Raw genomic sequence first — 23,318 nt, 5'->3', positions numbered from 1 at the left:
GGGCCTGCACGGCCCGGAGCTTAGCTCAGCATGCGCCGCGGCGCGACAGCACGGCCACGGGCGTGCGCAGCAGGATCCGGATGTCCTGCCAGACGGAGAGGCTCGACACATAGGCCATGTCGAGTGCGACGCGCTGGGCGTAGCTGGTGTCGGAGCGGCCGGAAACCTGCCACAGGCCCGTGATGCCGGGGCGCACGCTCATGTAGTGCATGGAGGCGGCGCCATAGAAACGATCCAGCTCGGACTGGATCACCGGGCGGGGGCCGACCAGGCTCATCTCGCCGCGCAGCACGTTCAGCAGTTGCGGCAGCTCATCGAGCGAGGTGGCGCGCAGGAAGCGGCCGATCCGCGTCACGCGCGGATCATTCTTCAGCTTGCGCGTGGCATCCCATTCGGCGCGCGCCGCCGGGTCGCTGGCGAGGAGGGCTTCCAGCCGCGCCTGGCTGTCCGTCACCATGGAGCGGAACTTGAGGCAGCCGAAGCCTTCGCCATCGCGGCCGACGCGGCGATGCGCGAAGAAGGCCGGGCCGCCATCGGCGCGCACGATCAGCGCAAGGAGCAGGAACACCGGGGCGAGGATGAGCAGCATGGCGCCCGCACCCAGGATATCCATCGCGCGCTTCAGCGTGGGCTGCAGCGACGCGCCTTGCGTCGGCGCCAGCACGGCCTGCGGGGCCGCATAGCGACCGCCGATCCGCGTCTCGCGGATGGCGGTCTCACGTTGCAGGGACGTAAAAGCGTCCAGGCCGGGCATCTGTGCCTCATTCACGGAACACCCGGCGAAAACCGGCAGCCCCGATCTTGGTGTGGCGGGGAAACAGGTCATCCGCTCCTGGCCACGCCGCTGATATGACCCCCATCCCGGGCGGCAATTGGACCCGGTTGAGGCAAGAATGTGGCAGCGCAACAAATCCTGCCCTTGCGGGCTTGGGCCTGGGATGGCAGGGCTTTGACCCCTCTCGCGGAGCGCGCTGTGTCCCGTCTTGCGTATCCGGCTTCAGCCCTGCTGGGAGCTTTGCTCGCCATGCAGTTGTTTGGACTGGACTTCATCTGGCCGCGTGCCGGTCTGGATTGGCGGCCCGTGGGGGATGCGGCGCAGCATGCCATCGCGCAGCGGCATTTCCTGGCCGATGCGTGGCGATGGCCCCTCCTGAATGTGGGCACGCTGCAGGGCGTCAATCTCGCCTTTCTGGACGGTATTCCGGCCCTCGCCCTGCCGCTGAAGATTCTGGCGCCAGTCCTGCCCGAGGGCTTCCACGGAATCGGGCTGTTCTACGCCCTGGCCTGGGTGCTGCAGCCGGTCGCCGCCGTCTGGGCGCTGCGCGGGGCGGGGGTGCGCGGCCTGCTGCCGGGCATTGCCGTCGCGGTGATGGCCAGCGCCATGCCGGCCTTCATCATGCGCTATGGCCATGCGGCGCTGTGCGGGCATTTCGTGATCCTGGCAGCACTCGGGTTGTATTTCCGCGCCCTGGGTGACGCGCGCTGGTGGCGGCTCGCCGTGCCATTCCAGGCGCTGGCGCTGCTGGTGCATCCCTATCTGGCGCTGATGTCCCTGGCCCTTCTGGCTGCCGTTCCGCTGAGCCTGCTGCTGCGCGGCGCGCCCTTCATGCGCGCGGCACTCGGCGTGGCCGCATCCGCCGGGGCGATGCTCGGCACCATGGCCTTGCTCGGCTATTTCGGCGCTTCGGGTGATGGCGGTTACGGCCAATATGCGCTGAACCTTCTCTCCCCCATCTGGCCCTTCCGTTCAGCGACGCTGGGCTGGCTGGTGGCGCGCGAGGTGGACGCCACGGGCCATGGCGGCTGGGAGGGCTATAATTGGCTGGGCCTGGGCCTTTGGGCCGCGCTGGTGGCCGGCGCCGCGCTCGGGCGGGGCTTCATCGCACCCGGGCTGCGGGCGCATCTCGGCCTGGTGCTGGCCCTGCTGGGGCTGACGGCGATCGCGGTGTCCTTCCGCATCGGGCTGGGCGGTGTGGTGCTGCTTGATCTTGGCCCGGCGCCTGGTTTTCTCGAACAATTCCGAGCCTCGGGCCGCTTCTTCTGGCCGGTGGGCTATGCGCTGATGATCGGCGCCGCCGTGCTGCTCCAGCGCCGGCCCGTGATCTTCGCGGCCTGCGCGCTGCTGCAATTCACCGATGCCGCGCCGATGCGCCAGGCCCTCGCCGCCTGGGCGCATGAGCGCGCCCCCTGGAGCATCGAAGCCGCGGCGCTGCGCCCGATGCTGCGGGAGGCGGGCCAGATCACCCTCATTCCCTCCTGGCCCTGCATCCCGCCGGAGGATTCGGCGGCGCGCGTGCTTTCGCTGGAAATCCTGCTGCTGGCCAGCGAAACGCCGCGCCCGGTCAACACCATGTATGCGGCACGCTGGCGGGAGCCGCCGCGCTGCACCGATGCTGAAACCCTGGCCCGCCCCCTCGCACCTGGCGAGCTGCGCATCGGGTCAGGCCTTTCGGGTTCAGGCTGCGTTGCGCTGGGTGGCCTCGGCCTGTGCCGATGAGGGGATGTGCCGCTCGACAATATAGAGGGGCCGTCCCTTGGTCTCATTGAAGATGCGGCCGAGATATTCGCCGATGATGCCCAGTGTCATGAGCTGCACGCCGCCCAGGAAGAGCACCACGGCCATCAGGCTGGGATAGCCGGGCGTGGGGTTGCCGAAGAAGACGGTGCGGATGACCAGCTGAAAGATATAGAGCCCGGCAAAGAAGGCGGTGGCGAGGCCCAGATAGCTCGCGATCTTCAAGGGCCCCACGGTGAAGCTGGTGATGCCCTCCAGCGAGAGGTTCCAGAGCTTCCAGTAGTTCCACTTGGTCTCGCCCGCGGCGCGCGGCGCGCGCTCATAGGGGACGGCGATGGCCGGGAAGCCCACCCAGGCAAACAGCCCCTTCATGAAGCGATGCTGCTCCCGCAGTTGCAGCAGCGCATCGAGCGAACGGCGGGACATGTAGCGGAAGTCGCCGGTATCGGGCGGCAATTGCACCTTGCCGCCCAGGCGTTGCATCACCCGGTAGAAGGCGGAGGCGGTGAAGCGTTTCAGCGCGCCTTCGCCATGCCGGGCGCTGCGCTGGGCATAGGCGATGTCGTAGCCCTGGCGCGCGGCGGCCAGGAGTTCGGGGATCACCTCCGGCGGGTCCTGGAGGTCGGCGTCAATCACCACGACCCCGGCATGGCCGCGTGCATGATCCAGGCCGGCCGTGAGCGCGATCTCCTTGCCGAAATTGCGCGAGAGGTTGACCAGCGCCACGCGCGAATCCGCGGTCGCCAGGCTGCTCATCACGGTCAGCGTAGCATCGCGTGAGCCGTCATTGACGTAGACGACCTCCCAATCGAGGCCGATTCCCTCCATCGCGGCCACGAGGCGGCGGTGGAATTCGGGCAGCACCTCCTGCTCATTGTAGCAGGGGACAACGATGGAGAGCGCGGGATGCATAGGTCCTTATAGCGCAATCATCATGGCAGGTCCTGGGCGCGATTGCGCCAATGCGCCGCAATGTCCCGCCGGGGCGCCACCCAGATGCCCGGGGTTTTCGCCACATGCGCCAGAAGTGCCGCCAGCCCCGGCATGCGGCCAGGCCGGCCGATGATGCGCAGATGCAGGCCGATGGAGAGCATCTTGGGGGCGGTCTTGCCCTCGCGCAGCAGCCAATCCACCGCGCCGATGGCATAGCGGGAAAAATCCTCGGCCTGGACGAAGCCGCCGCCGGGCGAAAAGCGCATGTCGTTCACATCGAAGCCATAGGGCAGTATGACGTGGCCCCCCGCGGTGGTGGGCCGAGATGGATCGGTGTGCATCCGCGGCAGGTCGTCATCGTAGACATCGCTGTCGTAGAGAAAGCCGCCCTCCTCCAGCAGCAGGCGCCGCGTGTTCATCGAGGGGGCGGAGCGTGTGTGCCAGCCCACCGGCCGCTCGCCCGTCGCGTCGCGGATGGCGGCGACGGTGCGGGCGATGACGGCGCGCTCCGTGGACTCCGGCATATTCGCGTGGCTTTCCCAGCGCCAGCCATGCGCGCTGATTTCGTGGCCGGCGGCGTGCGGCGCCTGGGCCAGATGCGGTGAATGCGCCACGGCCCGGCCGCAGGCTGAGAAGGTGGCGCGCATGCGGTGTTCCGCGAAGCCATCCAGGATTCGCCACAGCCCGGCGCGGGCGCCGTAGGCATAATGGGTTTCCATGCAGGGGTCGGGCTGGCCCGTCACTTCCTCGCGGATTTCATGCACGCTTTCATTGCGCGCATCGCCGCTGGCCAGCGACAATTCGGCGCCTTCCTCCACATTGACCACGAAAGAGAGGGCCAGCCGCGCCCCATCGGGCCAGCGTGGATCGGGCGGGTGGCGGCCATAGCCGCGCAGGTCCCGGCCGGCCGGCGGCATTCCCCCAGGGAGATCCATGGTCCATCCTTCGCAGCTTGGTGGAACGGGTTTAGTTTCGCCCGCAATTCAGGAGAAGTCCCCCATGCTCACCGCTGCAGCCACTGGCGTCTGCGTGATCTGCCCCACCCCCTTCACGCCCGATGGCGCGCTCGATGAACGCAGCGCCGCCACCATGACCGAGGCCTATGTCGCGGCCGGGGCCACCGGCCTCACCATCCTCGGCATCATGGGCGAGGCGCCCAAGCTGGACGCCGAGGAGGCGATGCGCCTGACGCGGATCGTGCTGAAGCATGCGCATGGCCTGCCCGTGATCGTCGGCGTCTCGGCGCCCGGCTACGCGCCAATGAAGGCCCTGTCCGCGCGTGCCATGGAGGCAGGGGCTGCCGGCGTCATGATCGCGCCCCCCACGGGGCTGCGCGGCGATGAGGCGACGCTCAGCTGGCTGCAGGGGGCTGCCGAGGCCGTCTCGCCCGCCCCCTGGGTGCTGCAGGATTTCCCGCAGGCCAACGGCGTCCACCTCTCGCCCCGCGTGATCGCCGCCCTGGCCGCCGATGAGCGCTGCGTGATGCTGAAGGCCGAGGATTGGCCCGGCCTCGACAAGATCACCACCCTCAAGGCCATGATGGCCAAGGGCGAGATGCGCCGCATCGCGGTCTATGGCGGCAATGGCGGGCTGTTCCTGCCCGAGGAAATCCAGCGCGGCAATGATGGCGTGATGACGGGCTATGCCTTCCCGGAGATGCTGGTGCGGGTGATCGCCCTGGTGAAGGCGGGCAACCACGACGCGGCGATGGACCTGTTCGAGGCGCATCTGCCTTTGATCCGCACCGAGCACCAGCCGGGCCTGGGCCTGGCGGTGCGCAAATACGTGCTGACGCGGCGCGGCATCATCGCGCATGCGACCATCCGCGCACCTGGGCCGAAGCTCTCCGATGCGACGCGGGGGGAGGTGGATGCCATGCTGGCGCGCCTGGCGCGGCGGGATCCGGTGGCGATGAAGCTGGCGGCGGAATGAGGGTGCAGGCAGGGCGAGGGGCGCTGCCCCTCGAGCTCCCCGGCAAGAACCTGAGGTTCTTGCATCTCCCTCTCGGCGCCGCGCTGTTTTGCGGCTGGGTTTCGAAGCGGCCGCGCCGCTCCGTGGAGAACCCCCCATGCGCCTGAGCAATCGCATCGCCATCGTCACCGGCGCCCAGCAGGGCATCGGCGCCGCCATCTGCGAGGCCTTCGGCCGCGAGGGTGCGCGCGTCGCGGTGAATTGGCTGGATGATGCCGAGGCAGGTGCGCGCGTGGCGGCGTCCTGCGGCGGTGTCGCCATCCAGGCCGATATCCGCACCTCCGCCGGCCGCGCGCATCTCCAGGCTGAGACCGAACGGCTGCTTGGCCTGCCGGATATCCTGGTGTGCAACGCGGGCATTTTCCCGCGCGCGGAATTCCTCGAACTCACCGAGGACACCTGGGACGCCGTGCAGGATGTGAACCTGAAATCCACGGCTTTCCAGACGCAGCTCTTTGCCCGCGCGCTGGTCGCGGCGGGCCGGCCTGGGGTGGCGATCACCATGTCCTCCTCGGCTGTGCGGGGTGATCCGCGCGGGGCGCATTATTCGGCGAGCAAGGCGGGGCTCCTGGGGCTGACGCGCGCCATGGCGCTGGCCCTGGCGCCGCATGGCATCCGGGTCAACGCCATCGCGCCTGGCCTGACGGATACCGCGCAACCGCGCTACGGCAACACCGAGGACGAGCTGGCCGAGCGGGTGAAGACCATCCCCATCGCGCGGCTCGGCCAGCCTTCCGACATCGCGGAGCTGGCCTGCTTCCTGGCCTCGGAGCAATCCTCCTGGATCACGGGCCAGGTGCATCACATCAATGGCGGGTTGTGGATGCCTTGAGCGGCCCGGATGAGGATGATGATGACGATGAAGGGCCGCCCGGCGTTCCCCCCGGCACCCCCTTCTACATGACGCCCGAGGGCCAGGCCGCGCTCCAGGCCGAGCTGCACGCGCTGTGGCATGGCGAACGGCCCAAGGTGACGCAGATCGTCTCCTGGGCGGCCGCCCTGGGGGATCGCAGCGAGAATGCCGATTACCAGTACGGCAAGCGCCGCCTGCGCGAGATTGACCGCCGCGTCCGCTTCATCCAGCGCCGCCTGCACCGGGCCGAGGTGGTGGATGCGCGCGACCAGAAGCGCCGCGACCAGGTGTTTTTCGGCGCGACCGTGACCTATGCCCGCGAAGATGATTCCGAGACGACAGTCACCATCGTCGGCATGGAGGAGGCGGTGGCCGAGCAGGGCCGCATCTCCTGGGTCTCGCCCATCGCGCGCACATTGCTGGGCAAGCGCGTGGGTGATGTGATGAAGCTGCGCACGCCAGCCGGCGTGGAGGAGATCGAAGTGGTGAAGATTTTCTATCCCGAACGCCCGGCTTCGGACGACGGGGCATGAGCGAGCAAGCCGCCATCATCGGCATGGGGCTGATGGGCTGCGACATCGCGGCTATTTTCCTGGCCGGCGGCTGGCGCGTCGCGGCACAGGAACCGGATGAGGCCGCCTGGTCCGAGAAGCGCGCCCGGGTGCGCACGGCCCTTGGCCAGCTGGGCGCCGACCCGGCTCTGGATGCCGGGCTGACGCTTTATGCCTCGCTGGCGGCCATGCCCTTCGCGGAAAGCGCCTGCGTCGTCGAAGCAGCCCCTGAAAACCTGGCGCTGAAACGCGCGCTCTTTGCCGAGCTGGATGGTCTGGTGCCGGACAGCATCCCCATCGGCTCCAACGCCTCGGGCTATCGCATCACCGAGATTGCACGCGAATGCGCCACGAAATCACGCATGTGCAACCTGCATTTCTTCCTGCCGGCGCATCTGGTCCCCGGTGTGGAGGTGGTGAAGGGCGAGGCGACCGAGGCGTGGGTGGTGGACCGCTTCTTCACGATCATGGAAGCGCTGGGCCGCATGCCCATCCGTGTCGCGCGGGATGAGCCTGGCTTCCTCGCCAACCGCATCCAGCATGCGCTGATGCGCGAGGCCTTTTCCTGCATCGATTCCGGCCTCGCCAGCGCCGAGGATGTGGACCGCGCGGTGCGGTATTGCTTCGGCTTCCGCTACCTCGCGGCCGGGCCGATCCTGCAGAAGGAACTGGCCGGGCTGGAGACGCAGCTGGCCGCCGCGGCCACCATCTACCCCAGCCTGAACACCAGCCCCGAGCCCTCACCCGGCCTGGCCCGGCTGGTTGCGGAAGGCCGGCTTGGGCCCAAGACCGGGCGCGGCTACCGCGACTGGCCGGCAGAACGCGCGGCCGAGGAGCGCGCGCGCTACGAGCGCGTGCTGGCCGCGGCACAGCCGCTGCTTCGCGACAGGACGGACAAGCCGTGAGCAAGCGCGGCGTCGTCCTGCTGCTGGGCACGACGCAAACCCTGGCCTGGGCCAGCAGCTACTACATCCCCGCCATCCTGGCCGGCGCCATGGCGCGGGACCTGGGTATCGAGAGCTCCACCGTCTTTATCGCGTTTTCCTGCGCCATGTTGTTGACGGCTTTTCTCGGGCCGCGCGTGGGCCGCGCGATTGATCAATATGGCGGGCGGGTCGTGCTGATCCTCTCCAACCTCGTCTTCATCCTGGGCCTGGCCATGCTGGCACTGGCGCAGGGCCCCGCGATGCTGTTCGCCGCCTGGCTGGTGCTGGGCCTGGCGATGGCGATGGGGCTTTATGATGCGGGCTTTGCCACCCTGGCCGGGCTCTATGGCAAGGAAGCGCGCAGCGCCATCACCGGCATCACGCTGATCGCCGGTTTCGCCAGTACGGTGGGTTGGCCGCTGAGCGGGATCATGCTGGCCGAATTCGGCTGGCGCGGTGCCTGCTGGGGCTGGGCGTTGATCCATCTGGCCCTGGCCATGCCGCTCAATCTGCTGCTGCCGCGTGGCGAGGCGCGCGCGCCGCTCGTTGCCGCGCCGGCCGCGCCACCCACCGCCACCGCCGTGCGCGAGACGCGGCGCACGGCGATCCTGCTGGCCTTCATCTTCGCGGCGGGCGGGTTTTCCGCGGCCGCCCTGGGCGCGCATCTGCCGGCATTGCTGGTGGCGGCCGGGGCCACGCCGGCCGCGGCCATCGCCGCCGGCGCCTTGATGGGGCCGGCGCAGGTGGCGGCGCGGGTGCTGGAATTCACCGTGTTGCGGCGCGCGCATCCCCTGCTTTCGGCCAAGCTCGCGCAGGTGGCCCATCCCGTGGGTGCGGCGATCCTCCTGCTGTTCGGCGCGCCCTTCGCGGCTGTTTTTGTGCTGCTGCATGGCGCGGGCAATGGCATCAACACCATCGTGCGCGGCACCCTGCCGCTCGCGCTGTTCGGCGCCGCCGGATATGGCGCGCGGCAGGGGCTGATCGTGGCCCCGGCGCGGTTCCTCGGGGCCTTGGCCCCGGCTTTGTTTGGCTTTGTGGTGGCGGGATTCGGTGCTCAGGCCCTGTGGTTCACCGCCACCTTGTCACTGGCCGCCTTTGTGGCCCTGTTCACGCTGCGCGTTGCGCCAGAATCCCCAGGAGTGCAGCGTTGAAGGCCTCGGGCGCTTCATAGGCGACCCAGTGGCCCGCGTTCGGGATCACCGCCTCCAGCAGGTCAGGGTCCAGGCTGCGCAACACATCCAGCCGTGCCGAGACATCGGGCCAGGCCACGGCATCGCGCTCGCCCCAGATGCCGGCCAGCGGCGCCTTCGCTTCGGCCAGCGCGTCGCGCAGCATGGCGCTGCCGGCAAAGCCGCGGGAGCGGAGGCGGGCGTGCTGTGTGTTGAATTCCTGGATATCCAGCGCCGTGTCATCAATCAGCGCGCGGTCATGGATCATCAGGCGGGCGAGGTTCTCCCGATGCGCTTCACGCCGCGCATCCCCCTGCTTGTCGCGCACCTTCAAAAGATCGAGCGGCGGGCGTGGCAGCCCGAGCGAGGCCGCGCCGATGGCGGTGTAGCTGCGGATATGGGCCCCCTCCATCGCCGCCAATTGCCCGCCCACATTGGCGCCGAAGGAAAAGCCGGCCAGATGATAGCGGCGCGTGGCGCCCAGCAGCGCCTCCAGCCCCCAGCGCAGCACCAGGGCGGCGCCGGCCGGCGTCTCCTCCTCCGGAAGGGCGGATTCGCCGAGGCCCGGCATGTCGGGCACCAGCAGGCGATAATGCTGCGAAAGCGCCGCGATGTTGCGCAGCCAATGCCGCCAGGAGCCTGAGCCACCATGCAGCAGGACCAGTGGCGCGGCCTCGCGGTCGCTTGGCCCCCATTCGCGCCAGACCAGATGGCCGGCCGTGCGGTGGTGGGTGGCGCTGGCGTCCAGGGCGGCGATCTCAGGGTTCATCAGGAGGGGCTCCTCACGCGGCGTGCCTCGACGCGCGCGATCCAGGTGGTGGAGACGAAGATGACCAGCGCGCCGAGAAAGGTCGAGGTCGTGGGCGTCTCGGCGAAGATCAGGTAGCCCAGGCTCGCGGCCCAGATCAGATCCAGGAACTTGACGGGCTGGGCGCTGGAGATATCGGCCAGGCGGAAGGCGTGGGTCAGCATCCAATGGCCGAAGCTGCCCAGGCACCCGCAGACCAGCACCAGCCCCCATTGCCGCGCATCAGGCCATTCCCAGACCAGCAGCGCCATGGGCAGCGTGAACAGCGAGACGGTGATGGATTGCCAGGCGACGATCACCTCGGGCGTGTCGCGCCTGGTCAGCGCCTTGGTGATCAGGAAGGAGGCCGCGAAGAGCGGTGCGGAGGCCAGCATCAACAGGGAATAATGCCCGCCCGCCCCACTGAGCTGCGGCCCCACCACCACCAGAACCCCGGCAAAGCCCAACAACCCCGCAACCCAGCGCTGCCAGAACATCTTCTCGCGCAGGAAGATCACGGCACCGATCATCACGAACAGGGGGCTCGTGAAGCCGATGGCGGTGAGATCGGCGAAGGGGATGTTCGGCAGGGCGGCGAACCAGAGATAGAGCGCGGTGGAATGCACCATGCCGCGCCACAGCTGCCCACGGATGCCACGGGGGCGGTAGGCCGCGAGGCCCTGCCGCAGGATCCAGGGCAGCAGCACGACGAGGCCGCTGGCATAGCGCAGGAACTGCACCTGGAAGGGCGGCAATTCGGTCGCCAGGATGCGAAGCAGCACGTTGAGCACGCAAAAAGTGAGGCCCGCCATCGCGGCCAGGGCCATGCCGGCCGGTGTGGGATTGAGGCGGGGAAACACCATCCATGCAGCCTGACCGGCCCCAGCCCCTTGCGGAAGCCCCAGCGCTGCCTACCATCCATGCATCTCCGGAGAAGCCACGCATGCCTGATACGAACCTGCCCTTCGATCCCTCGCGCCTCAAATTCGGCGTGGGCCAGCCCGTGCCGCGGCAGGAGGATCCGAAGCTGTTGCAAGGGCAGGGGCGCTACACGGATGATCTGGCGCTGCCGGGCCAGCTTTATGCCTATGTGGTCCGCAGCCCCTATGCCCATGCCGTGCTGAACGGCGTGGATGTGAGCGAGGCGCTGGCCGCCCCGGGTGTGCATGCCGTGATCACCGCCGCCGACCTTACCGAATATGGCGACATGACCTGCCCGATGCCGCTGAAGAATGCCGATGGCAGCCCGATGCGCACCACCCGCCGCCCGGCCCTTGCCACCGGCAAGCTGCGCTTCGTGGGCGACCCGGTGGCCGTGGTGGTGGCTGAAACCAAGGCCCAGGCCAAGGATGCCGGAGAGCTTGTGGCCCTGGATGTCGAGGCGCTGGACGCCGTGACGGAGGCTTCCGCAGCCGCCGCCGCGCCGTTGCTGTATGACGATATCGCGGAAAACTGCGTGCTGGACTTCGCCTTTGGCGATGCGGCCAAGGTCAACGCGGCCTTCGCCTCGGCCGCGCATGTCCAGAAGCTCTCCATCCGCAACAGCCGCATCGTCGTGGCGGCGATGGAGCCGCGCAGCGCCATCGGCGAATTCGCGGATGGCCGCTTCACCCTGCATGTCGGCTGCCAGGGCGTGTTCGGCCTGCGCAACCAGCTGGCCGATGACATCCTGAAATTGCCCAAGAGCCAGGTGCGCGTGCTGACCGGCAATGTGGGCGGCAGCTTTGGCATGAAGGCCAATGCCTATCCGGAATACCTGCCGCTGCTGCATGCGGCCAAAATGCTGGGCCGCCCGGTGAAATGGACCGATGAGCGAAGCGGCTCCTTCATGTCGGACCAGCATGGGCGGGACCATGAGGTGGAGGCCGAGCTTGCGCTGGATGCCGAGGGGAAATTCCTCGCCGTGCGGCTCGTCAGCTTTGCCAATATGGGGGCCTATCTCTCGACCGTGGCGCCGCTGATGGGCACTGGCAATTTCGTGAAGAATGTCCAGTCCAACTACACGCTGCCGCTGATCGAGGTCCGCACCCGCTGCATGCTGACCAACACCACGCCCGTCTCGGCCTATCGCGGCGCCGGCCGGCCGGAGGGCAATTACTTCATGGAGCGCCTGATCGAAGAGGCGGCGCGCGCCATGGGCAAATCCTCCGTGGCGCTGCGCAAGCTGAACCACATCAAGCCGGATGAATTTCCCTACGCGGCGCCTTCGGGCAGCGTCTATGACGGGGGCGATTTCTCCGCGATCCTGGAGGAGGCGCTGAGTGCCTCCGATCATGCGGGCTTTGAGGCGCGGCGTGCGGAAGCAAAGTCCCGCGGGAAGCTGCGCGGCATCGGTATCGGCAATTTCCTGGAATGCACGGCCCCCCCCGCCAAGGAGCAGGGCGGCATCCGCTTCGAGAAGAATGGCACCGTCACCATCATCACCGGCACGCTGGATTACGGGCAGGGCCATTGGTCGGCCTTCGCGCAGGTCCTGCATCAGTATCTCGGCGTGCCGTTTGAGAGCGTCCGCCTGCTGCAGGGTGATTCTGACGAACTCGTCGCCGGTGGTGGCACGGGTGGGTCGAAATCGCTCATGGCCTCGGGTGCCGCCATCATCGAGGCTTCGGCCCTGGTGATCGAGAAGGGCAAGCTCGCGGCGTCCTATATCCTGGAAAGCTCGGTGGCGGATATCGAGTTCGAAGCCGGCCAATTCACCATCGCCGGCACGGATCGCGGTGTTGGCATCATGGAACTGGCCGCGAAGCTGCGTGAGAGCCATTCCCTCCCTTCCGAAGTGCCGGCTTCGCTCGATGTGCAGCATGTCTTTGACCAGGCGCCCATGGCCTATCCCAATGGCTGCCATGTCTGCGAGCTGGAGATTGACCCGGATACGGGCCTGACCAAGATCGTGAACTACACCTCGGTCAATGATTTCGGCGTGGTGGTGAACCCGCTTCTGGTCGCGGGCCAGGCGCATGGCGGCATCGTCCAGGGCATCGGGCAGATCCTGCACGAGCAGGTCTCCTACTCCGAGGAAGGCCAGCTTCTCTCCGGCAGCTTCATGGATTACGGCCTACCCCGCGCGGATGACCTGCCGGACTTCGCCGTGCGAAGCCACCCGGTGCCCTGCACGACCAATCCCCTCGGCGCCAAGGGCTGCGGCGAGGCTGGTTGCGCGGGCAGCCTGCCGGCAGTGATGAATGCGCTGGTGGATGCGCTGCGCCCGCTCGGCGTCAACCATCTGGACATGCCGGTCACGCCGGAGAAGCTCTGGCGGGCGATCCACGCGGCGGGTTAGGGCAGCCAGGCCTCTCCGGGCAGGGAGGGACAGCGTCCCTCCCGCTATTCCCGCAGCAGAACCCGCGCCACCAGGGCCGCGCTGCCGGCCAGGCCGATGGTCAGGGCCATCGGCAGCGCGGTGCCGTCATGCAGGACGGAGATGATCGTCCCCGCGACCGCGCCCATGCCGAATTGCAGCGTCCCGACCAGGGCTGAGGCCGTGCCGGCCATATGCGGAAATGGCGTGATGGTGATGATGGTGCCGAGCGGAAGCGCGATCCCCAGCAGCGAGACGTAGAGGAAGATCATCGCGTATTGCGCGAGGAAGGGTGCGCCAAGCGCCGTCAGCGCAACCAGCCCGATGCCGGAGGCCGCAATGATGGCGATGGTGAGGTTGAACAGCCTCTCTCGCCCCAGGCGCGCGGCGAGGCGCGCGGAGAGCTGCGAAAACACGATGAAGCCCGCCGCGGCACCACCAAAAAGCCAGCCATAATGCTCGGCTGCCACACCGTTCAGCGTGATGAAGACAAAGGGCGAGCCGGCGATATAGGCGAACATGCCGGCGATGGCGAAGCCCGAGGCCAGCGCGGCACCCATGAAGCGCCGATTGACCAGCAGGCTGGCATAGCTGCGCAGGATTTCGAGGAAGGAGACGCGCCGGCGGCGAGCGTCCGGCAAAGTCTCCGGGAGGAAGAACGTGCAGAGGATCAACGTGCCGAGGCCGACCAGCGCCAGGAACCAGAAAATCGCCCGCCAACCGAACCAGGCCGAAATATAACCTCCCATCAGCGGCGCCAGGATGGGGGCGACCCCCATGACCAGCATCAGGCGCCCCATCAGGCGAACGGGGTCCAGCACATCGGAGACGTCGCGCACCACGGCGCGGGAGATGACCATTCCAGCGCAACCCGCCAGCGCCTGGAGCAGCCGCAGCGCGACCAGCGCTTCCATGCTGGTGGCCAGGGCGCAAAGTGCCGAGACGACGACATAGACGATGAGCCCGGCGAAAAGCGGCCGGCGCCGGCCCAGCCGGTCAGAGAGGGGCCCATGCAGCAGCTGCCCGCCAGCCATGCCTACGAAATAGGCGGCGAGGGTGAGCTGCACGCCTTCCACGCTGCCGCCCAGGCTCGCCCCGATATCGGGGAAGGCCGGGAGATACATGTCAATGGAAAGCGGGCCGAAGGCTGCAAGCAGACCGAGCAGCGCAGCCAATCGGCCCGTGGAGATCATCCGCGGGTGTTAGCCCGGCGGCGGCAGGAAATCCACCTCATGCAGGGCGGAGAGGCGCATCACCTCCGCCGGGTCCGGCACGTTGTGGATGGCCTTGAACAGATCGAGCAGGCGGCGCGCCGGGCTGACCCAGAAGAAAGCGCGGCCGGGCGCGCCACTCTCGTTGAAATAGCCATGCATGATGCCGCGCGGCATGCGCACCAGATCCCCGGGCTTGGCGATGTGCGACTGGCCATCGAGCATGACGCGCCACTCGCCCTCCAGCATGAGGATGTATTCATCCTGCATGGGGTGGATATGCGGCGGCACGAAGGTGCCGGGCGGGGAGAAAGCCTCGAAGGCGAAGCAGTCATCGGTGGTCTGCTTGGGATGATAGGTCTGGCCGAGGATGTTCCAGGTGGTGCCGTCCAGGCCGGTTCCGGCCCGCGTGATGCCTGCGGTTTCGATCATGCTGGTCTCCTCTTGGTGGTCGGTCTGGAAAATGGCGGCTTGGCCTCAAGGCTTCCGCCGGGGCGCCTCACCGGCGGCAAAGCGCACCATATCTCGGCCGCGAAGCCAAGCGAGCGGCCGGCGCCCGGCGCGCAAAAAACCTCAGACATGGAGGTATTGCTCCCGCAGCTGAGGTGCCGCGGCCAGCGCCGCGCTGTCACCGGTCCAGACTGTGCGGCCGCGCTCGATGATGACGTGCCGGTCCGCGAGGCGCATGACGGCCGAGAGGTTCTTGTCGATCAGCAGGATTGCCTGGCCCTCGGCTTTCAGCGTGCCGAGCACGGCCCAGATCTCCGCGCGGATCAGCGGCGCCAGGCCTTCGGTGGCTTCGTCCAGGATGAGCAGGCGCGGATTGGTCATCAGGGCGCGCCCGACCGCGAGCATCTGCTGCTCACCGCCCGAGAGGTTGCGGCCGGAATTGCCCCGCCGCTCCCGCAGGCGCGGAAAGAGCGCGTAGATGCCCGCCAGATCCCAGCGGCCGGGACGCGCCGTGGCGATCAGGTTTTCCTCGACGCTGAGGGTGGGAAACACCTGGCGCCCCTCCGGCACCAGCCCGATGCCGCGCCGGGCGATGACATGGGAGGCAAGGCCGTTGAGTTCCGCCTGGTCCAGCGCAATGCGCCCGCCCGTAACGCGCCCGCCCAGCGCCCCCAGCATGCCCATGATGGCGCGCACGGTGGTGGTCTTGCCCATGCCGTTGCGGCCGAGCAGCGTCACCACCTCACCGGTTTCGACGCTGAGGGAAATGTCATGCAGGGCCTGGCTCTGCCCATAGGCGACGGCGAGGCTTTCGATCCAGAGCATCACGCCTCCGATCGCTGAAGGGCGAATGCCCGGAAGCGTGAATCGGTGGCGCAGCGGGCTGGTTTCTCCGATCGCTGAAGGGCGAATGCCTGCGGGTGCGGCGCGGTGGCATGCCTCATGCTTCGTCCTCGCCGAGATACGCGTCCCGCACGGCGGCATTGGCGCGGATGTCGTCGGGCGTGCCGGCAGCGATGACGCGCCCCTGCGCCAGGACGGAAATGCGGTCGGCCAGGGCGAAGACGGCGGGCATGTCATGCTCGATGAGCAGGATGGCGTAGCGCGCGCGCAAGCTGCCCAGGATGCGCATCAGGCGCTCGGCTTCCTCGGCGCCGGTCCCGGCGAGGGGCTCGTCCAACAGCAGGACACGCGGCCGCATGGCCAGGGCGATGGCCAGTTCCAGCTGTCGCTTTTCGCCATGGCTGAGCACCGCCGCCGGGACATCGGCGCGCCGTTCGAGGCCGACTTCGGTCAGTGCCGCCATCGCTTCGGCGTTCAATTCGGCCTCGGCATTGGCGGCGCGGAAAAAGCGAAAGGAGGAACCGCTGCGCGCCTGCACGGCCAGCGCTGCATTCTCGAGCGCGGTGAAGGGCAGGATGACGCTGGTGATCTGGAAACTGCGCGCGAGGCCGGCGCGGGCGCGCCTGGCCATGGGCAGCCGCGTCACATCCTCGCCCGCGAAAAAAATCTCACCGGAATCGGGGGCGAGCGTGCCGCTGATCTGATGGATCAGCGTGGTCTTGCCCGCGCCATTGGGGCCGATCAGCGCATGGATTTCGCCGCGACGAAGATCAAGCGAGACGTCATCCGTCACCGTCAGGCCACCGAAACGCTTCCTGAGATGGCGGAGTTCGAGGAGCGTCTCAGCCACGTTTTCGCCCGCGCGGTCACCCACGTTTTCCCTCGCGCGGTCACCCACGACGCAACAGCCCGGCGATGCCGCCACGCATGAAGAACACGCAGAAGATCAGCATCGGCCCGAAGATCAGCCGCCAATGCTCGGTCAGCTTGGCGAGCCATTCCTCGATCAGCACGAAGGCCAGCGCACCCATCAGCGCGCCATGCGGCCCGGCAAGTCCGCCCAGGATCACCATGAACAGAAGATCTCCGCTGCGCTGCCAGGCGAGATAGGCAGGGGCCACGAATTCCGCCGCATTGGCCAGCAGGACGCCAGAGAGTCCGCCAATGGCCCCGGCGATGACATAGGCGACCAGCCGATAGGCATAGGGCTCGAAGCCGACCGCCCGCGCGCGGGTCTCGTTGTCGCGCGCGGCCTGCAGCACGCGGCCGAAGCGGCTGTTGAGCAGCGCCTGCACCAGCGCCCAGACGGCGATCAGCAGGCCCAGGCAGACGAAGTGAAACACCAACCCGCCCTCCAGCACGCGCGAGCCGAACACCTCCAGCCGGTTATAGAGCGTGTAGCCGTCATCGCCGCCATACAGCGCGAAGAAGGAGGTGGTGAAGAAGGCCATCTGCCCGAAGGCCAGCGTGATCATGATGAAATGTACGCCCGAGGTGCGAATGGCGATGGCCCCCGTCAGCAGCGCGAAGGCGGCGGCGGCGGCGATGCCGATGGGCACCACCATCCAGGCCTCGGTGATGCGGCCATGATCCAGCACGACCACGGCATAGGCGCCCACACCCATCATCGCGGCCTGGCCCAGGCTGACCAGGCCGGCGCCACCCACCAGCAGCGAGAGCGAGATCGCCGCCATGCCAAAGATCATCGCGCGCGCCAGCAGCGTCAGCGAATAGCCCTGGCCGAAGCCGATGAAGGGTGCCAGCGCCAGGGCTGCGAAAATGGCCAGCGCGATGGCAATATCCTGCCGCTTCATGAGCATCTCATCGGCGCACCGGAAACAGGCCGGCCGGCCGGAAGGCGAGGATTGCCGCCATCACCACATAGATCAGCATGGAGGCCATCGCCGCCCCAGCCTGGCGCGCGGCGGAAGGGTCGAGAAACAGGCGCATCAGATCGGGCATCATCCCGCGCCCGATGGTCTCCACCAGCCCCACCAGCAGGGCCGCGATGAAGGCGCCGCGCACCGAGCCGATCCCGCCGATCACGATCACCACGAAGGCGAGGATGAGCAGGTTGTCGCCCATCCCCGGTTCGACCGAGAGGATGGGGGCCGCCATGGCGCCGGCAAAGCCCGCGAGCATGGCGCCGAAGCCAAAGACCAGCATGAAAAGGCGCCGGATATCCACGCCGAGTGCCGAGACCATGGCCGCGTTGGATGCACCGGCGCGGACCAGCATGCCCACACGCGTACGCTCCACCAGGAACCAGAGCAGCCCGGCAATGGCGAGGCCGGCCACCAGGATGGCAATGCGGTAGGTGGGGTAGAGCAGCCCATCCATGACCGGCACGCCACCGCTGAGCAATTCGGGCAGGGGCATCTGCATGGGGGCGGTGCCGAAGACCGCCTTCACGCCCTGGTTGAGGAACAGGATGACGCCGAAGGTGGCGAGCACCTGGGAGAGGTGGTCCCGCTCATACAAATGGCGAAAGACCAGGAATTCCAGCAGCAGGCCGAAGCCGAGTGTGGCCGGCAGCGTCAGCAGCAGCCCCCACCAGAAGCTGCCGGTGAGGGCCGCCAGCGTGGCACCCATATAGGCGCCCAGCATGTACTGCACGCCATGGGCCAGATTGATGAAATCCATCACGCCAAAGACCAGCGTGAGCCCCGCCGCCACCAGGAACAACAGGATGCCGAATTGCAGCCCGTTCAACGCCTGCACGAAAAGGAGCGTGGTGTTCACCGAATCAGATGCGCGCCGCCATCCGGCACTCGGCCGCCCAGGGGTCCACATTGGCTTCGAGAACCTTGCGCACCGTCTCGGTCTGGAACTTGCCGTCGGGGCGGCGCGCCACCTGGAGCTGCCAGAAATCCTGCACGGGATACTGGTTCACGCCGAAGCGGAAGGGCCCGCGCACTGACTGGAAATCAGCCGCTGCAATTGCCGCGCGAACCGCGTTCTTGTCGGACAGATTGCCACCGACGCGCCGCACCGCGGCGTTGAGCAGGTTTGCCGCGTCATAGCTCTGCGCGGCGTAGGTGGCCGGCACATAGTTGAAGGCTGCCTCGAACTCGGAGACGAAGCGGCGGTTCACCGGGTTGTCCATGTTGGGCGCCCAGCTGGCGGCGCTGAAGAAGCCCAGTGCCGCTTCGCCCTGGGCCGGCAGCGTCGCTTCATCCACGGTGAAGGTGGAGAGGAAGGGGATATTGGCCAGGCCCGCCTGGCGGTATTGCCGGACCAGATTCACGCCGAGGCCGCCCGGCATGAAGGTGAAGATGGCATCCGGCCGCATCGAGGCGATGCGCGCCAGCTCGGCCGAGAAATCGAGCTGGGTGAGGGGGACATAAACCTCATCCACCACGGTGCCCTGGAAGCGTGACTTGAAGCCGGCCACGGCATCGCGCCCGGCTTGGTAATTCGGCGTCATCACGAAGACGCGGCGGTAGCCGGCATCCTGCGCCACCTGGCCCATGACGGAATGGACCTGGTCATTGTTGTAGCTGGTGGTGAAGAAGAAGGGATTGCAGCCACGGCCGGCGAAGGTCGAGGGGCCGGCATTGGTGGAGATGAGGAAGGTGTTGCTCTCCGTCACCGGGCGCATGATGGCGGCCAGCACGTTGGAGAAGACGACGCCGACGACGAAATCAACCTTGTCCCGCTCGATCGCGGCGCGGACCTTGGTGACGGCGACATCGGGGCGCAGTTCATCGTCGATCACGATGGTCTCGACCGGGCGGCCGCCCAGCTGGTTGTTCAACTGCCGCATGCCCAGCATCCAGCCATCGCGCAGATGGGTGCCATTGGCGGCGGCGGGGCCGGTGAGCAGGGCGACGAGCCCGATCTTGATCGGGGTCGGCTGGGCCTGGACGGCGGGGGCTGCGAGCAGCCCGGCGCTGGAGGCCAGAAGGGTGCGGCGGGGCAAACCCGGAACCTGAAACGCCATCAGATGCTCTCCAATTGCTTTAAGCTTCAAACATTCGATACATCATCGCAAACCTGCCATGCAAGTGCCGCGACCCTCATCGTCAGCGGATGTTGCGCATCCGGCAAGGGGCTGAGGATGGTGAAGTGGTCCAGCCCGGGCATAGCCTCGGACCCGCCGCCCCAGAGTGCCGCGAATTCGGCGCTCTGGCGCAGGAATTCGCTGCTTTCCGCGCCACCCACCACACAATGCAGCGGCCGCCCCGGCGCGGGCAGCAAGCCGGGCGAGAGGGCGCGCGCGGCCGCCGCATCAAGCCCGAGGGCGGTGTTGATGCTGGTGGGGATCAGCGGTTCCAGCCAGAACAGCCCGGATATCGGCACCGCCGCCGCGACCAAGTGGGCCGGCAGCCGTGCCAGCAGCATCGCGGCCAGGTGCCCACCCGCCGAATGGCCGCTCACCAGCATGGGTCGGTTCAGCCGCCCATGCAGCGCCCGCGCGGCGGCTTCGGCCTGTTCCACGATCTGGGCCAGCGGGACGGCGGGGCACAGATCATAGGAAGGGCAGGCGACCGCCACCCCGTGGGCCAGCAGCCCCGCCGCGCAATGGCTGACGGCCGAGCGGTCCATCGCCTGCCAATAGCCACCATGGAAGAACATCGCGACGCCGCGAACCTCCCGGGGCAGGAACAGGTCCATCACTTCGCGCGGGCCGGGGCCGTAGGCGATCTGCTGGGGGGGATGGGCCGTTCGCAGGGCGGCGGATTGGCGCATCCATTCCGCGATGATGGCGGGGTGGCCGGGCACGCGGGCGCGGTTGTTGTATTCGATTTCGAGGTCCATGCCGCGATGATAGGCCAGCCGGCGCTTTTTTGGCACAATGGGGGGATGCGCATCTACCTTGCCGGCCCCGAAGTCTTTCTGCCTGAACCCCTGGCCGCGGGGGCTGCGAAGAAGGCGATCTGCGCGCGGCATGGGATGGTGGGCGTCTTCCCGCTGGATGCGCCGGCCCCCATGCCCTCCGGCCCGCCCGATTGGCGGCGGATTCATGCGGCGAACGAGGCGCATATCCAGGGCTGTGACGTGCTGGTGGCCAATCTGACGCCGTTTCGTGGGGTCGCGGCGGATCCGGGGACGGTGTTCGAGCTGGGCTATATGCGCGGGCTCGGTCGGCCGGTCTTCGGCTATACCCACGCGCCGGCGGATTACCGCGCGCGGGTGCCCGGCGCGCGGCGCGACGGCGCCATGTGGCGGGATGCGGATGGGCTGGAGATCGAGGATTTCGGCCTGGCGGAGAATTTGATGCTGGAGGGCGCCATCGCCGCCTCGGGGGGCGTGCTGCTGCGGGCGGAACAGCCCTTGCCTTGGGCGGATGTCACGCTGTTCGAGGCCTGCCTCCTCGCCGTCAGGGCGCGCATTGTAAGAAAATTGTAATTGTTGCCCGTGCTAACCCTTCCTCATCTCCCGGCGAATTGACCTCAACGCTCGCTAAAAGCCCGCCAATCCAGGGGGCCTGATGAAGCGCTGAGGTTGTCATGGATCACGCCGCTTCGCCGAACTGGAAGACCATCCTGCTCAACCTCGCCGCCTGGGCTGCGGCCATCTGGATTGCCTATGAGCTGCTCTACTACGAGCAGTACAAGCTCACCGGCCCGACGCTGATCTTTGACCGTCTGTCCGACTGGTCGGGCATCCCGGAGAAGCCCTTGCGCCTTTTTGTGGCCGGCATGGAAATCATCGCGGCGATCCTTGTCCTGGTGCCGCGCACCCAGGGTTTGGGCGGGTTGTTCGCGGCTGGCATCATGGGCGGCGCCATCTTCTTTCACCTCTTTACCCCGCTCGGCGTGGACCCCTATGAGGATGGCGGTGCCCTCTTCAAGGAGGCCTGCTTCACCTTCACCATGGGGCTTTTGGTGGCCTGGTTGCGGCGCGATCAACTCCTGGCGCTGTTGCCGCGCCGCGCCGCCCTGGCGGCCTGAGCCGTGTCGCCCGTTGCCCTGCCGGCCCGCCCGCCGCGCGATCTGCGCCTTGATGTGCTGCGTGGCTGGATGCAGATCTCGATCTTCATCTCGCATGTCGTCGGCACCTCCCTGGCCTGGGGAATCCACGCGGCCTGGGGGCTTTCCGACAGTTCGGAGATGTTCATCCTGCTTTCGGGCCTCACGCTGGGCTCGGTGTTCGGGCTCAAGCTGGCGCGGCAGGGGGCGGGGCTGGCGCAGCAGGATCTGCTGATGCGCGCCTGGCGGCTTTACCGCACCCATCTCCGGGTATTCTTCATGTTCGCGGCGATGGTCCTGGTGGCTGATCTGCTGTTTCACGTGCCGGATGCCGTGGATCGCTTTGGCTGGCGCTTCCTGGTGGAGCAGCCTTTCGCCGCGGTGGCGCTCTCGGCCACCACGCTCTACCAGCCGGATTTCATGGGCACTTTGCCTGTTTTCGTCGTGGGGATGCTGGTGCTTGGGCCGTTTCTGCTTCTGGTGCGGCGCATCGGCGCCTGGGCCTTGTTGCCGAGCTTCCTGCTCTATGCCGCTACAAATCTTGGCTGGGTGGAAACGCCGGGGCTTGGCGGCTCGCTGATCGGGTTTGATCCGCTCGCCTGGCAATTCCTGTATCTGCTGGGCGGCTTGCTCGGCTGGCGGGCGCTGCATGGCGTGGCCCTGCCGCGCGCTGGCTGGATGACGGGGGCGGCTGCGCTGATCGTCCTGGCGGGTTTTGCCGCCCGCCTGGTGGAGCATGGTTTCCTGGATGGCCCGGCCTTCGCCGCCTCCGCCCTGCAACACAAGGAAGTGCTGGCACCGACGCGGCTCGCCCATGCGCTGGCGCTGGCCTACCTGGTGGCGGTGCTGGTGCCGCGCGAGGCCGGCTGGATGGATGGCATGCTGGGCCGTGCCTTGGCTGCCATTGGCCGGCACAGCCTGCGGGTGTTTTGCGTGGGGCTGTTCTTCGCCTGGATCATCTCGCGCGTGATGGAAGCCATGCCCGATCAGGCGGGCATGCTCGGCGTGGTGCTGGTTCTGACAGGGATCGCGGCACTCTGGACCATCGCGGTGTTTTCCGAGCGCACGCGGCCCAGCCACGCCATGGCGCAAAAAACCTCATCGGGGTGATGCGCTCGCGGGGGGTGCCGTCCCGCGGCCGTCAGGCCATTTCGCGGATCAGCTTGGCCCGCAATGCGCGCGCGATATCCCGCCGGCTTTCGGCCGTGATGACGAAAGCCCCGGGCCCGCCCATCACATCGCGGCGGTAATGCTCCTCCAGCGTCTCGCCGGCGCGGGTCACCTGGCCGGAGCCTGAGATGGCGAGCGCATTCACCACCATTCCCCGCCGCACGACGATGTCCCGCGCAACCGGGGCAGGCCGCATGCTGCGCATGTCCGGCCCATCGCCCGAGACGTCAATCACCATCTGCTCGGCGTGGAAGGGCCCCTCGCGCAGCAAGTGGCTGGCGTGATGGATGGCATCGCCGATCGCATTATAGGTCTGCTGGGTGCGTGGGGCCCCCAGCAGCGCATCGGCGATGGCCTGGGCGGAGCCAAGGTCATGCACGCGCTGCCAGTCCACGATGGTCTGCGAACCGCCGGGGCTGCCCCACTCGATCATGGCGATGGCCATGGCGCCGCGCGGCTTGCTGCGAATGGCGGCCACCACCTGGGGGTGGGTCAGCGCCTCGGCATAGCCTTCGCGCTGCAGGCGGAATTCATCCTCCCCGATGGAGCCCGAGGCATCCATGGCCAGCACCAGCAGCATGTCCACCGCTTCGCGCGCGGCGGCGCGACGGGCGGTGAGGGCGGCGGGTGCCGCCAGCAACAGGCGGCGCGGAACGGTCATCTCGGGAAACCTTCCAAAGGCATGGAGCCATCTTGGAAGTGCCGGGCCAGGGCTGGCAAGCGAAA

24 protein-coding genes are annotated in these 23,318 nt (G+C 67.8%); 10 read left to right on the top strand and 14 right to left on the bottom strand.

The annotated features are described in order from the left end of the window. Positions 1-25 precede the first annotated feature (25 nt). Positions 26-754 (bottom strand): sugar transferase, encoded by a 729-nt coding sequence (locus LHU95_RS14695; protein WP_248707704.1) that lies wholly within the window; start codon positions 752-754, stop codon positions 26-28. 270 nt (positions 755-1,024) lie between these two features. Here LHU95_RS14695 and LHU95_RS14690 point away from each other — a divergent pair, with 270 nt between their 5' ends. Further along, positions 1,025-2,497 carry a DUF6311 domain-containing protein gene (locus tag LHU95_RS14690; RefSeq protein WP_248707703.1) on the top strand — a complete coding sequence of 491 codons (1,473 nt, stop codon included), beginning with the start codon at positions 1,025-1,027 and terminating at the stop codon, positions 2,495-2,497. Here the strand turns inward: LHU95_RS14690 and LHU95_RS14685 are convergent. Continuing rightward, positions 2,456-3,427 (bottom strand): glycosyltransferase family 2 protein, encoded by a 972-nt coding sequence (locus LHU95_RS14685; RefSeq protein ID WP_248707702.1) that lies wholly within the window; start codon positions 3,425-3,427, stop codon positions 2,456-2,458. The genes LHU95_RS14690 and LHU95_RS14685 overlap by 42 nt on opposite strands. 20 nt (positions 3,428-3,447) lie before the next feature. Next, positions 3,448-4,383: a polysaccharide deacetylase family protein gene (locus LHU95_RS14680; protein WP_248707701.1), complete on the bottom strand. Its 936-nt coding sequence runs from the start codon at positions 4,381-4,383 to the stop codon at positions 3,448-3,450. A gap of 64 nt (positions 4,384-4,447) precedes the next feature. Between LHU95_RS14680 and LHU95_RS14675 the strand changes: the two genes are divergently transcribed. The 5 genes from LHU95_RS14675 to LHU95_RS14655 all read left to right on the top strand — a co-directional run bounded on the left by LHU95_RS14675 (position 4,448) and on the right by LHU95_RS14655 (position 8,900). After that, entirely contained in the window at positions 4,448-5,380 is a 933-nt protein-coding gene (locus tag LHU95_RS14675) for a dihydrodipicolinate synthase family protein (protein WP_248707700.1), read from the top strand. Between the two features lie 136 nt (positions 5,381-5,516). Next, on the top strand, positions 5,517-6,251 hold the full coding sequence (locus tag LHU95_RS14670) for an SDR family oxidoreductase (RefSeq protein WP_248707699.1): 735 nt from the start codon (positions 5,517-5,519) through the stop codon (positions 6,249-6,251). Then, positions 6,248-6,805 (top strand): transcription elongation factor GreB, encoded by a 558-nt coding sequence (gene greB, locus LHU95_RS14665; protein WP_248707698.1) that lies wholly within the window; start codon positions 6,248-6,250, stop codon positions 6,803-6,805. The genes LHU95_RS14670 and greB overlap by 4 nt, the downstream gene beginning before the upstream one ends. Further along, the gene (locus tag LHU95_RS14660; RefSeq protein WP_248707697.1) at positions 6,802-7,728 is read left to right on the top strand and encodes a 3-hydroxyacyl-CoA dehydrogenase NAD-binding domain-containing protein; all 927 of its coding nucleotides are present in this window, start codon (positions 6,802-6,804) and stop codon (positions 7,726-7,728) included. Before greB ends, LHU95_RS14660 begins: the two co-directional genes overlap by 4 nt. Next, a complete protein-coding gene (locus LHU95_RS14655) occupies positions 7,725-8,900 on the top strand; it encodes an MFS transporter (RefSeq protein WP_248707696.1) in 1,176 nt (391 codons plus the stop codon). The genes LHU95_RS14660 and LHU95_RS14655 overlap by 4 nt, the downstream gene beginning before the upstream one ends. Here the strand turns inward: LHU95_RS14655 and LHU95_RS14650 are convergent. Continuing rightward, entirely contained in the window at positions 8,857-9,687 is an 831-nt protein-coding gene (locus LHU95_RS14650) for an alpha/beta fold hydrolase (protein WP_248707695.1), read from the bottom strand. The two genes, LHU95_RS14655 and LHU95_RS14650, sit on opposite strands and share 44 nt — an antisense overlap. After that, positions 9,687-10,568: a DMT family transporter gene (locus LHU95_RS14645; protein WP_248707694.1), complete on the bottom strand. Its 882-nt coding sequence runs from the start codon at positions 10,566-10,568 to the stop codon at positions 9,687-9,689. The genes LHU95_RS14650 and LHU95_RS14645 overlap by 1 nt, the downstream gene beginning before the upstream one ends. A gap of 80 nt (positions 10,569-10,648) precedes the next feature. Between LHU95_RS14645 and LHU95_RS14640 the strand changes: the two genes are divergently transcribed. Further along, complete coding sequence (locus LHU95_RS14640; protein ID WP_248707693.1) at positions 10,649-12,985, top strand: xanthine dehydrogenase family protein molybdopterin-binding subunit; 2,337 nt, start codon at positions 10,649-10,651, stop codon at positions 12,983-12,985. A 44-nt stretch (positions 12,986-13,029) separates the two neighbouring features. Here LHU95_RS14640 and LHU95_RS14635 read toward each other — a convergent pair whose 3' ends face one another. The 8 genes from LHU95_RS14635 to LHU95_RS14600 form a co-directional block, all read right to left on the bottom strand. Then, positions 13,030-14,196, bottom strand: a complete 1,167-nt coding sequence (locus tag LHU95_RS14635) for a Bcr/CflA family multidrug efflux MFS transporter (RefSeq protein WP_248707692.1) — start codon at positions 14,194-14,196, stop codon at positions 13,030-13,032. A 9-nt stretch (positions 14,197-14,205) separates the two neighbouring features. After that, positions 14,206-14,646 carry a cupin domain-containing protein gene (locus LHU95_RS14630; protein WP_248707691.1) on the bottom strand — a complete coding sequence of 147 codons (441 nt, stop codon included), beginning with the start codon at positions 14,644-14,646 and terminating at the stop codon, positions 14,206-14,208. Positions 14,647-14,787: 141 nt separating this feature from the next. Further along, entirely contained in the window at positions 14,788-15,489 is a 702-nt protein-coding gene (locus tag LHU95_RS14625) for an ABC transporter ATP-binding protein (protein ID WP_248707690.1), read from the bottom strand. 115 nt (positions 15,490-15,604) lie between these two features. Next, positions 15,605-16,357: an ABC transporter ATP-binding protein gene (locus tag LHU95_RS14620; RefSeq protein WP_248707689.1), complete on the bottom strand. Its 753-nt coding sequence runs from the start codon at positions 16,355-16,357 to the stop codon at positions 15,605-15,607. Between the two features lie 40 nt (positions 16,358-16,397). Beyond that, positions 16,398-17,321 carry a branched-chain amino acid ABC transporter permease gene (locus LHU95_RS14615; RefSeq protein ID WP_248707688.1) on the bottom strand — a complete coding sequence of 308 codons (924 nt, stop codon included), beginning with the start codon at positions 17,319-17,321 and terminating at the stop codon, positions 16,398-16,400. Positions 17,322-17,328: 7 nt separating this feature from the next. Beyond that, the gene (locus LHU95_RS14610; RefSeq protein ID WP_248707687.1) at positions 17,329-18,249 is read right to left on the bottom strand and encodes a branched-chain amino acid ABC transporter permease; all 921 of its coding nucleotides are present in this window, start codon (positions 18,247-18,249) and stop codon (positions 17,329-17,331) included. A 4-nt stretch (positions 18,250-18,253) separates the two neighbouring features. Continuing rightward, positions 18,254-19,450, bottom strand: coding sequence for an ABC transporter substrate-binding protein (locus LHU95_RS14605; RefSeq protein ID WP_248707686.1), 1,197 nt, complete (start codon positions 19,448-19,450; stop codon positions 18,254-18,256). A gap of 26 nt (positions 19,451-19,476) precedes the next feature. Beyond that, positions 19,477-20,268, bottom strand: coding sequence for an alpha/beta hydrolase (locus LHU95_RS14600; protein ID WP_248707685.1), 792 nt, complete (start codon positions 20,266-20,268; stop codon positions 19,477-19,479). 45 nt (positions 20,269-20,313) lie between these two features. On the opposite strand from LHU95_RS14600, the gene LHU95_RS14595 reads away from it, so the two are divergent. The 3 genes from LHU95_RS14595 (at position 20,314) to opgC (ending at position 22,532) form a co-directional block, all read left to right on the top strand. Then, complete coding sequence (locus LHU95_RS14595; RefSeq protein ID WP_248707684.1) at positions 20,314-20,859, top strand: nucleoside 2-deoxyribosyltransferase; 546 nt, start codon at positions 20,314-20,316, stop codon at positions 20,857-20,859. A gap of 101 nt (positions 20,860-20,960) precedes the next feature. Further along, positions 20,961-21,404 (top strand): hypothetical protein, encoded by a 444-nt coding sequence (locus tag LHU95_RS14590; protein ID WP_248707683.1) that lies wholly within the window; start codon positions 20,961-20,963, stop codon positions 21,402-21,404. Between the two features lie 3 nt (positions 21,405-21,407). Beyond that, on the top strand, positions 21,408-22,532 hold the full coding sequence (gene opgC / locus LHU95_RS14585) for an OpgC domain-containing protein (protein ID WP_248707682.1): 1,125 nt from the start codon (positions 21,408-21,410) through the stop codon (positions 22,530-22,532). 31 nt (positions 22,533-22,563) lie between these two features. Here opgC and LHU95_RS14580 read toward each other — a convergent pair whose 3' ends face one another. Further along, positions 22,564-23,253 carry a DUF1194 domain-containing protein gene (locus LHU95_RS14580; protein ID WP_248707681.1) on the bottom strand — a complete coding sequence of 230 codons (690 nt, stop codon included), beginning with the start codon at positions 23,251-23,253 and terminating at the stop codon, positions 22,564-22,566. Positions 23,254-23,318 lie beyond the last annotated feature (65 nt).

It is taken from the genome of Sediminicoccus sp. KRV36, from assembly GCF_023243115.1.
Lineage (GTDB): Bacteria > Pseudomonadota > Alphaproteobacteria > Acetobacterales > Acetobacteraceae > Roseococcus.
The sequence above is the reverse complement of the archived record's forward strand: the minus strand, read 5'-3'. Positions and strand labels throughout refer to the sequence as shown.

Excerpts from the sequence above, each read along its gene's own strand:
- LHU95_RS14695 (WP_248707704.1), bottom strand. The coding sequence starts at position 754 with ATGCCCGGCCTGGACGCTTTTACGTCCCTGCAACGTGAGACCGCCATC.
- LHU95_RS14690 (WP_248707703.1), top strand. The coding sequence starts at position 1,025 with ATGCAGTTGTTTGGACTGGACTTCATCTGGCCGCGTGCCGGTCTGGAT.
- LHU95_RS14685 (WP_248707702.1), bottom strand. The coding sequence starts at position 3,427 with ATGCATCCCGCGCTCTCCATCGTTGTCCCCTGCTACAATGAGCAGGAG.
- LHU95_RS14680 (WP_248707701.1), bottom strand. The coding sequence starts at position 4,383 with ATGGATCTCCCTGGGGGAATGCCGCCGGCCGGCCGGGACCTGCGCGGC.
- LHU95_RS14675 (WP_248707700.1), top strand. The coding sequence starts at position 4,448 with ATGCTCACCGCTGCAGCCACTGGCGTCTGCGTGATCTGCCCCACCCCC.
- LHU95_RS14670 (WP_248707699.1), top strand. The coding sequence starts at position 5,517 with ATGCGCCTGAGCAATCGCATCGCCATCGTCACCGGCGCCCAGCAGGGC.
- LHU95_RS14660 (WP_248707697.1), top strand. The coding sequence starts at position 6,802 with ATGAGCGAGCAAGCCGCCATCATCGGCATGGGGCTGATGGGCTGCGAC.
- LHU95_RS14650 (WP_248707695.1), bottom strand. The coding sequence starts at position 9,687 with ATGAACCCTGAGATCGCCGCCCTGGACGCCAGCGCCACCCACCACCGC.
- LHU95_RS14645 (WP_248707694.1), bottom strand. The coding sequence starts at position 10,568 with ATGGTGTTTCCCCGCCTCAATCCCACACCGGCCGGCATGGCCCTGGCC.
- LHU95_RS14640 (WP_248707693.1), top strand. The coding sequence starts at position 10,649 with ATGCCTGATACGAACCTGCCCTTCGATCCCTCGCGCCTCAAATTCGGC.
- LHU95_RS14635 (WP_248707692.1), bottom strand. The coding sequence starts at position 14,196 with ATGATCTCCACGGGCCGATTGGCTGCGCTGCTCGGTCTGCTTGCAGCC.
- LHU95_RS14630 (WP_248707691.1), bottom strand. The coding sequence starts at position 14,646 with ATGATCGAAACCGCAGGCATCACGCGGGCCGGAACCGGCCTGGACGGC.
- LHU95_RS14625 (WP_248707690.1), bottom strand. The coding sequence starts at position 15,489 with ATGCTCTGGATCGAAAGCCTCGCCGTCGCCTATGGGCAGAGCCAGGCC.
- LHU95_RS14615 (WP_248707688.1), bottom strand. The coding sequence starts at position 17,321 with ATGAAGCGGCAGGATATTGCCATCGCGCTGGCCATTTTCGCAGCCCTG.
- LHU95_RS14605 (WP_248707686.1), bottom strand. The coding sequence starts at position 19,450 with ATGGCGTTTCAGGTTCCGGGTTTGCCCCGCCGCACCCTTCTGGCCTCC.
- LHU95_RS14600 (WP_248707685.1), bottom strand. The coding sequence starts at position 20,268 with ATGGACCTCGAAATCGAATACAACAACCGCGCCCGCGTGCCCGGCCAC.
- LHU95_RS14595 (WP_248707684.1), top strand. The coding sequence starts at position 20,314 with ATGCGCATCTACCTTGCCGGCCCCGAAGTCTTTCTGCCTGAACCCCTG.
- LHU95_RS14590 (WP_248707683.1), top strand. The coding sequence starts at position 20,961 with ATGGATCACGCCGCTTCGCCGAACTGGAAGACCATCCTGCTCAACCTC.
- LHU95_RS14580 (WP_248707681.1), bottom strand. The coding sequence starts at position 23,253 with ATGACCGTTCCGCGCCGCCTGTTGCTGGCGGCACCCGCCGCCCTCACC.